This window comes from Streptomyces sp. KR55, from assembly GCF_052245645.1.
Classification (GTDB): Bacteria; Actinomycetota; Actinomycetes; order Streptomycetales; family Streptomycetaceae; genus Streptomyces; species Streptomyces flavusporus.
The window spans coordinates 1-6,854 of the sequence record NZ_JBQQCE010000517.1 but is presented as its reverse complement, the minus strand read 5'-3'; the positions used below and the strand labels follow the sequence as shown (position 1 = coordinate 6,854).

Below are 6,854 nucleotides of genomic sequence, written 5' to 3'. Positions count from 1 at the left end.
TCGGGTAGGCGGAGAAGGAAACGGACGCCCGCGACGGCGTGGTCGGTCTCGTCCAGATGATCGACGCTGCCAGCTGCCTCCTCGGCGCCCCTCACGATCGAGATCACGAACTACGGCTGGAGTACTATGCTGCCACGCTCGATGTCCCGCGCCACATCGTGGTGCACCTCTCCCGGCTGCTTGCCGCCCATCGCCGTCGTCTGGGCACCCCGCGGGGCTCGCGCGCACTGGGCACGTTCCGGCAGGCGGTCCTCGTGCTGCGCTGGTTCCGTGAGCGGGGCTGCGTGCACTGCCTGGCCAGGGACGCTGGCATCTCCCAGGCCACCAGCTATCGCTACCTGCACGAGGGCATCGACATCCTCGCCGCCCAAGCACCCGATCTGCACGAGGTGTTGGACCGCTGCCGCGAGGAGGAGATGAGTCACGTGATCCTCGACGGCATGCTCATCGAGAGCGACCGCCTGGCCGGCACTCGGGACAACGGCAACGACCTGTGGTTCAGCCAGAAACACAAGAGCTTCGGCGGCAACGTCCAGTTCCTGTCCGCCCCGGACGGCACCCCGCTGTGGGTCTCCGATGTCGAGCCGGGCTCCACCCCGGACATCACCGCCGCCCGGCTGCACGTCCTGCCCGCGTTGTACAAGGCAGCCGCAGACGGCCTGCCCACCCTGGCCGACAAGGGACACATCGGCGCCGGCATCGGCATCCGCGTCCCGGTCCGCCGCCCGAAGGGGAAGCCGGAACAAGCCCTCGACACCGACACCCGCACCACGAACTGCCTGGTCAGAGACCTCCGCGCCCTCGGTGAGCGCACCGCTGCCGAACTCAAAGAACGCTGGCGCACGCTCAAGCGCGTCACCCTCAGCCCCAGCCGTATCGGCGCCATAGCCCGCGCCGCCCTTGCCCTCAACCGCCACTGGAAGTGATCTTCACTGAGAAAACCTCACTGAGCACACGTCATGCGTCGAGCGTGTGCCTGCTCCGACCGATGGCGCTTTACTCGCCTCACGACAGTAGAACTCGTTTGCGAAGAAGTTGGAATCCAGCACGGCGGCACCGCCTCTTCCACGAGATCCACGAACGCGGCTACCGGGGCAGCCGCCAGGCAGTCCGCAAACACCTCGCCGCCCTCCGTGCGGGCACCGCCGAACCGATCCGAGCCGATATCCCCAGCCCCCGCAAGATCACCTCCTGGATCATGCGGCCCCGCGAGACTCTCACGGAGAGCCAGGACCAGCGGCTGCTTCAGGTCCGGCTCGCCTGCCCGGACATCACCCGGGCCTGCGACCTCGCCCGCGCCTTCGCCGACCTGGTCCGTCATCGGCGTGGATACCTGCTGCTGGAGTGGATCCGGCAGGCCGAGCATGACGCCCCGAAGCCGGTGCAGGGCTTCGCCAGCTTCCTCCGCCAGGACCTCGACGCCGTCACCCTGGCCTCACCCTGCCGTGGAGTTCCGGCGTCGTCGAGGGACACGTGAACCGGGTGAAAACGCTCAAGAGAGCGATGTATGGCCGGGCCTCGTACGCACTCCTTCGGACCCGCGTCCTCACCCACCCATGAGTCCCGGGGTCAGGAGAAGGCACCAGGCGACAGCACAGCATGTACGAAATCGGTCGGCGGCAAGTAGCTGTGGGCTTCGACATAGTGAGCAACCAGCTCAGGAGCAGCGTAGGCGACGCCGTTCCCCATGACGCGTATCTCTGAACTGCCCCGTGGACTGTCGCCCCGCGGTCCGAGCAGTCTCGAGGCACACCAAGGGCAGAAGTGATAGCCGCGCGTCTGCTGGGCCCGATGCGTCTGAGTCATACGCTGCAGCGCGTCTACCAACCCCGAAGGTGGTGCCCCTTTTGAGTAGGTCTTACTGCGGCTGAGCCAGCCCACGTTCAGCAGCGGGACACCTCGCCAGCAGCCTGACGCTTCTGGATCCCAATTGTCCCTGTCGTACGTGTACGGAGTCAGGTCTGCGTAGTAGGTCATGATGATTGTCTATCAACCAGAGTCGATCGAATCGCATGTGCCGGGACCCGACCACGCCACAACGCGCTCGAGGATCACGGAACTGCGGACAGAGCCTTGAAAACGGCCAGGGTTGCTCGCGCTCCTCAGGTGCTTGCACCTGCGGACAAGGAGCGAGCGTCCTGCCGTGGTGACGTGGGTGCGCGCCGGTGGTCTACAGCTGTTCGAAGTGGAAGGAGCGGATGAAGCAGTCTCGCGGTTGACCGATCGCGAAAAGGACGCAGTCGAGCACGGATTGGGCGGTCAGCGGGTCGTCTGCGGTCCGGGAGGCGTGCTCCCACGTGGAGTGAAGCGGGTCACCGTCCGTGAAATCCGGCGGGTACAGCGAGATGACCCGGATGCCCTCGGGGCGGAGCTGATGAGAGAGGACGTCAGCGAAGCCGGCCTGAGCGGCCTTGGCCGCGTAGAACGCGGGGTGCGCCTGGGAGCGGTGGTTCTGGGCTTCCGCGGCTGAGGAGACCAGGTTGACCACATCTGCGCCCTCGGAAGCGCGTAGCAGGGCCAGGAAGTGCTTGACCGTCAGCAGGGTGCCGGTGGCTCCGGAGGCGATGGTGTCGGTGATCGCGTCGTCGTCGGCGTCCGACAGGTCGGGGCCCTCCAGGTAGCGGGCACCGTTGTTGATCAGCACATCTATTCGGTCGGCGTGAGCGGCGACGCCATCCGCGAAGGCCCGTATGGTGGCCGGATCAGCCAGATCACAGGCGAACGCGTCGACTCTCGCGCCGCTGTTGGCCGCCACCTCGTCGGCCACTCTCTGAGCAGCAGCCAGAGTGCGAGCGGACACGAACACACGGGCACGCAACAGGCCCGCCTTCAAGGCAAACGCCCTCCCAAACCCGCGCCCGGCCCCAGTGACCACCACCGTCTTCCCGGCGAGATCCATACGCGCACCTCCTTCTACCTTGTGTTGATCACCGTGAGCGTAGCCGTGGCGTCGAACGCGCCGGACGCCTCCCTCGGTCGAAGCGCAGGTGGGGAATTCCACTGAGCGCGTCTGAGGCGGAGGTGAGCACCACCTGGCCGTCTTCCAAGAGCGCCATCAGGCTCGGTGCTGCGCGAGTACAGCCTGGAAGCGCGGCGTGACCTGGGGCTCTAGACGTGCGGTGGGCAACGTCGGCTCCCTGCGGTAGGCGGGCGCGGTCGTCGACCGCGGCGCTGCTACTGGGTGCCGCGCAGGCGGTGTTGGCGGGCGGTGACCAGGGCGCGCCAGCGGGCCCGGACAGTGGGTTCATCGTCGAGCCAGCGTATGGCGGGGCCGGTGGGCTGGGGCAGGTCACCCATGGCGGCTGCGATGGGGACGTAGTAGGCGAAGTCGCCGTTCGCGGTTTCCTCGCGCAGGCGGTCGATGGTGGCCGCAAGGTCGTCCTGTGCGCCGCGTACGGCGTGATGGAAGGCGAGAGCGGTCTCCAGGAGCGGCGTGAGCCAGGCGAGCCCGGCGACAGTGATCTCGGTGCGCAGCACGGTGGCGCGGCCGGTGACGTCGCGGTCGGTGCCGGCGTCGCGTACGAGGGCGGTGACCTGGGCGAGGAGGGTGGTGGCCCGTTGATCGAGCTGAGCGAGGAACTGGTGGGCGAGGGCGAGTTCGTCGTCGGCGCGAAGCGGGTCGATGAAGGCGCAGGCCAGGGCGTGGAGGGTCTGGGCGATGGCCCGCTCGCCCGGGGCGTCGTTCTGTTCGGCTTCGGTCCGTGCGGCTTCGAAGGCGGCGACGGCACGGTTCATGTCGCCGTGGGGCAAGTGAATATGGCCCAGGACGCGGTGGTGGCGGCCTTTCCAGCCCAGGGTAGGGATGGCGGCGAGGGCGGCGGGGAAGTCGCCGCGGATGCGGGCGAGGTTGGCAAGGCCGCGGCGGGCGCGCAGCGCGAGTCGGCCGTCGGCGTCGGCGACCTGGCGGTAGCCGTCAAGCGCGGCGTCGGTGCGACCGAGGTCCTTGTGGGCTTTGGCCCGGTAGTACAGGGCGAGTTCGGCAAGTTCGCCGGACAGTAGGCCGGTGCCCAGGACGGTGGTGAGGCGCTCAGCGGTGCGTTCGCGGTGCTCGTGCTGGCGGCGGGAGATGGCGGCGAGGAGTTCGGCCAGGGCGTCGGCGGGCGTGTCCGGGCCCGGCTGCGGCTCGGTGCTGGGGGAGGGGGTCGCGGTGTTGCTGGGTGGGGCAACGGGTTCCCAGACGGAGTCGTCGGTGTAGGCGTAGGCGGCGTCGGTGAGCCAGGTGAGGTCGTCGAGGTGGTGGTCGCGGGCCAAGCGCAGGCCTTGGCGCAGGCACGCGACGAGGAGGGTCCGGCTGGGGACGAGGGCGTGGGCGTCCTGCCACTGCTGGCCGAGGGCGGCGAGGGCGCGTTCGGCGGCCCGGTGCCAGTCGGCAGGGGTCCAGCGGTCCTCAGTGCGGTCGTCGGCAGCGCGTAGCGCGGTGCGGATGGCGCCGTGGAGGTGGTAGGGCCAGATCGCGTAGAGGGTCTCGGTGACCATGGGCCGCTCAATGAGCCTGCGCGCCGCTGCTTGGTGGGTGAGGCCTGCGGCGTGGGTGGCCAGGTCCAGGTCGAAGGCGTCCAGCAGGCTGGCGCTGCGCAGGACGTGGCGTTCGTCGGCGGTGAGGTCGGACAGGGTGCGGGCGATGAGGGAGGGGAAGGTGTGGTCGAAGTCGGCGGGGGTGGGGGTGCGGCCGGTGCGGCGGATCTCCAGGAAGCGTGCGACGGCCAGGTCGAGGTGGAGGGGCAGGCCGTGCGAGCGCTGGGTGATGACGGCGCGGATCTCGGGACCGATCAGCGGCTGGCCGTCCTGGGTGAGGCGGCGGGTGAGGTAGGTGTCGCAGTCCTCCGGGGAGAAGTCCCCGATCAGGTGCTGGCGGGCGCCGCCCTGCCCGGCGGCCCGGGCCGGCTGCCCCACCTGGGGGGCCAGGCCGGGCCAGGCGGCGGGGCCGGTGTAGTCGAGCTGGCTCTGGAGGGCGTCGTCGGCCCACGGCAGACGGTTGCGGCCGCTGATGACGAAGAAGCAGTTCGGCATGAGCCACACGAGGCGTTGCAGGAGCCGCTCGGTGTCGCGGTGGCGGTCGCCGGTGTCCTCGAAGGTGTCCAGCAAGATGACCGGCACCGTCGCCTTCTTGGCGGGCAGGCGGCTGATCTCCCACGCCAGCAGGTGCGGGTAGAAGGAGAGCGCCTCCAAATCGGGTTCGGCCTCCAGCAGGGCGGCGGTGCGGGCGCAGCCGGCGAGGGCCCGCGCCCGTTCGCGGCGCTCGCGCAGGGCCTGCACGAGCGCCGTGGTGACCTGCCCAACTGCTGAGCCCACCAGGCCGGGCAGTTGCAGGGCACCGATGGTCTCGCTGACCGCGGCCTGCATCTGTTGCGGCAGCATCTGCCCGAACTTCCCCACCAGACCGGTGCGCCGGACGTACTCCTCCAGCGGCTCACCGGGGTGCTGGGCGTCCCAGTAGCGGCGCAGTGCCAGGTCGAAGCTGGGCAGGGGGCGGCCGATGGCGGCGGCCAGGGCGAGCCGGATCGTCAGCACGACACGCTCGAAGTCCGAACCGGTCGATGCCGAGCGGGCCAGGTCGATGCGGACGGGCAGGATCTTCTCGCCCGCCCAGGCGGGGGCACCCCACTGCTGGGGGCGCTGTTCAGCGGCGGTGAGCGAGGCTTCGAGCTTGCGCAGCAGGGTCGACTTGCCGACGCCGCCCACCCCATGAAACGTGATTACGTTGTTGCGCGGGGCTTCGAGGTCCTCAACGTCGAAGGCCGGGGCGGCGATGTGTCGCAGGTGCTCCTCGATGGCGGTGGCGACGAGGTTCCACTGGTTCTGGCGGTTGGTGAACGCCTCGTTGCTGCCCACGGGGTCATTGGAGCTGAACAGCGCACGAAGGTCGGCCATGTGACGAGGTCCCCCCAGAAGTGATCATCTGCGACCCCAATGATGCCGCGTACCGTGGCCGGCCACAGCCGTGGCTCCAGCCCACCCGACAATGATCTCTTCGCTGATGGTTCCCAACCTTGAGGTGGTCCTCCCATGCATGACTCCGCATCGCCCTCGTCCCCCGACCCGCAGCCCCCGTCGGGGCCGGCCCCGGGCCCAGGCGGCGGCGACGCCGCCGGCTATGAGGTGGCGCACGAGATCGTGGGGAACGTCATCGCCTGGTACAGCCGGGCGCTGCTGCTCGCACGGCGCTCGGGCGACCAGCAGCGCCTTGAGGAGCTGAAGGCGCGTCGGCAGGAGTGCGTGGAGGACCAGCACCGGCTGAGGGACGCCGGGCCCGAGGAGACCTCGCGTATCGCCGCCGACTACGCCGCACGTCTGAAGGAGCTGGAAGCCACTGAGCCGCGCCCCGAGGCGTAGCCGCGGCGGACACCGTGCCGTACGGCCCGGAACCCGGTGTGGACGCTGTGCCGTACGGCAGGTCTAGACGGGCACGGGCAGCGCGGCCGCGGGGGCAGGCACGTCGAGTTGGTGCAGCCGCTGGGCGGGCATCAGCGGGCATGCCAGCCCGGCGATCGCGACAAGGTCGTCGCGGTACTGCGGCATCGCCGCGTGCAGCCAGCGCTGATTCGCCCAGAACTGCGCGGCCTCCTCGGCGGTGTAGGGGCGGTAATGCTCCCCGATCACGGCGAGGTCGCCAGCGGGTTTCCGGTCCCAACGCCCCAGGCCGGTCAGGTAGTTGCGGTACAAGAGATGAGTGTCGCGCCGCATCACCATCACCTCGTCGACCGCCGACATCTGCTCGGCCAGTGCCACCGTCTCGGGGAGAACGGCGAAAGAGGCTTTGTGCCCGGCGGCCGTGGTGAACCGCGGGGCCCCGCCCAGCTGGCTCACCTGGGCGTAGCGGGCAGCCGTGCCCTGGCGGGAGTCGGCCTCACGGA

The 6,854-nt window shown here is 69.6% G+C and carries 6 protein-coding genes and 1 pseudogene; 3 read left to right on the top strand and 4 right to left on the bottom strand.

The genetic code is table 11. The features are described from left to right. Window positions 1–116 precede the first annotated feature (116 nt). Complete coding sequence (locus tag ACTWQJ_RS43875) at window positions 117–926, top strand: transposase family protein (RefSeq protein ID WP_443311985.1); 810 nt, start codon at window positions 117–119, stop codon at window positions 924–926. A gap of 98 nt (window positions 927–1,024) precedes the next feature. Next, a complete protein-coding gene (locus ACTWQJ_RS43870) occupies window positions 1,025–1,477 on the top strand; it encodes a hypothetical protein (protein ID WP_443311984.1) in 453 nt (150 codons plus the stop codon). Window positions 1,478–1,569: 92 nt separating this feature from the next. On the opposite strand, the gene ACTWQJ_RS43865 is transcribed toward ACTWQJ_RS43870, so the two are convergent. The 3 genes from ACTWQJ_RS43865 to ACTWQJ_RS43855 form a co-directional block, all read right to left on the bottom strand. Beyond that, window positions 1,570–1,977 (bottom strand): DUF7919 family protein, encoded by a 408-nt coding sequence (locus ACTWQJ_RS43865; RefSeq protein ID WP_443311983.1) that lies wholly within the window; start codon window positions 1,975–1,977, stop codon window positions 1,570–1,572. Between the two features lie 193 nt (window positions 1,978–2,170). Next, on the bottom strand, window positions 2,171–2,899 hold the full coding sequence (locus tag ACTWQJ_RS43860) for an SDR family oxidoreductase (RefSeq protein ID WP_443311982.1): 729 nt from the start codon (window positions 2,897–2,899) through the stop codon (window positions 2,171–2,173). A gap of 275 nt (window positions 2,900–3,174) precedes the next feature. Beyond that, window positions 3,175–5,871 (bottom strand): ATP/GTP-binding protein, encoded by a 2,697-nt coding sequence (locus tag ACTWQJ_RS43855; RefSeq protein ID WP_443311980.1) that lies wholly within the window; start codon window positions 5,869–5,871, stop codon window positions 3,175–3,177. 135 nt (window positions 5,872–6,006) lie between these two features. On the opposite strand from ACTWQJ_RS43855, the gene ACTWQJ_RS43850 reads away from it, so the two are divergent. Then, window positions 6,007–6,333 (top strand): hypothetical protein, encoded by a 327-nt coding sequence (locus tag ACTWQJ_RS43850; RefSeq protein WP_443311979.1) that lies wholly within the window; start codon window positions 6,007–6,009, stop codon window positions 6,331–6,333. A gap of 63 nt (window positions 6,334–6,396) precedes the next feature. Here ACTWQJ_RS43850 and ACTWQJ_RS43845 read toward each other — a convergent pair. After that, a pseudogene (locus ACTWQJ_RS43845) lies at window positions 6,397–6,854 on the bottom strand (zeta toxin family protein); the annotation flags it as partial.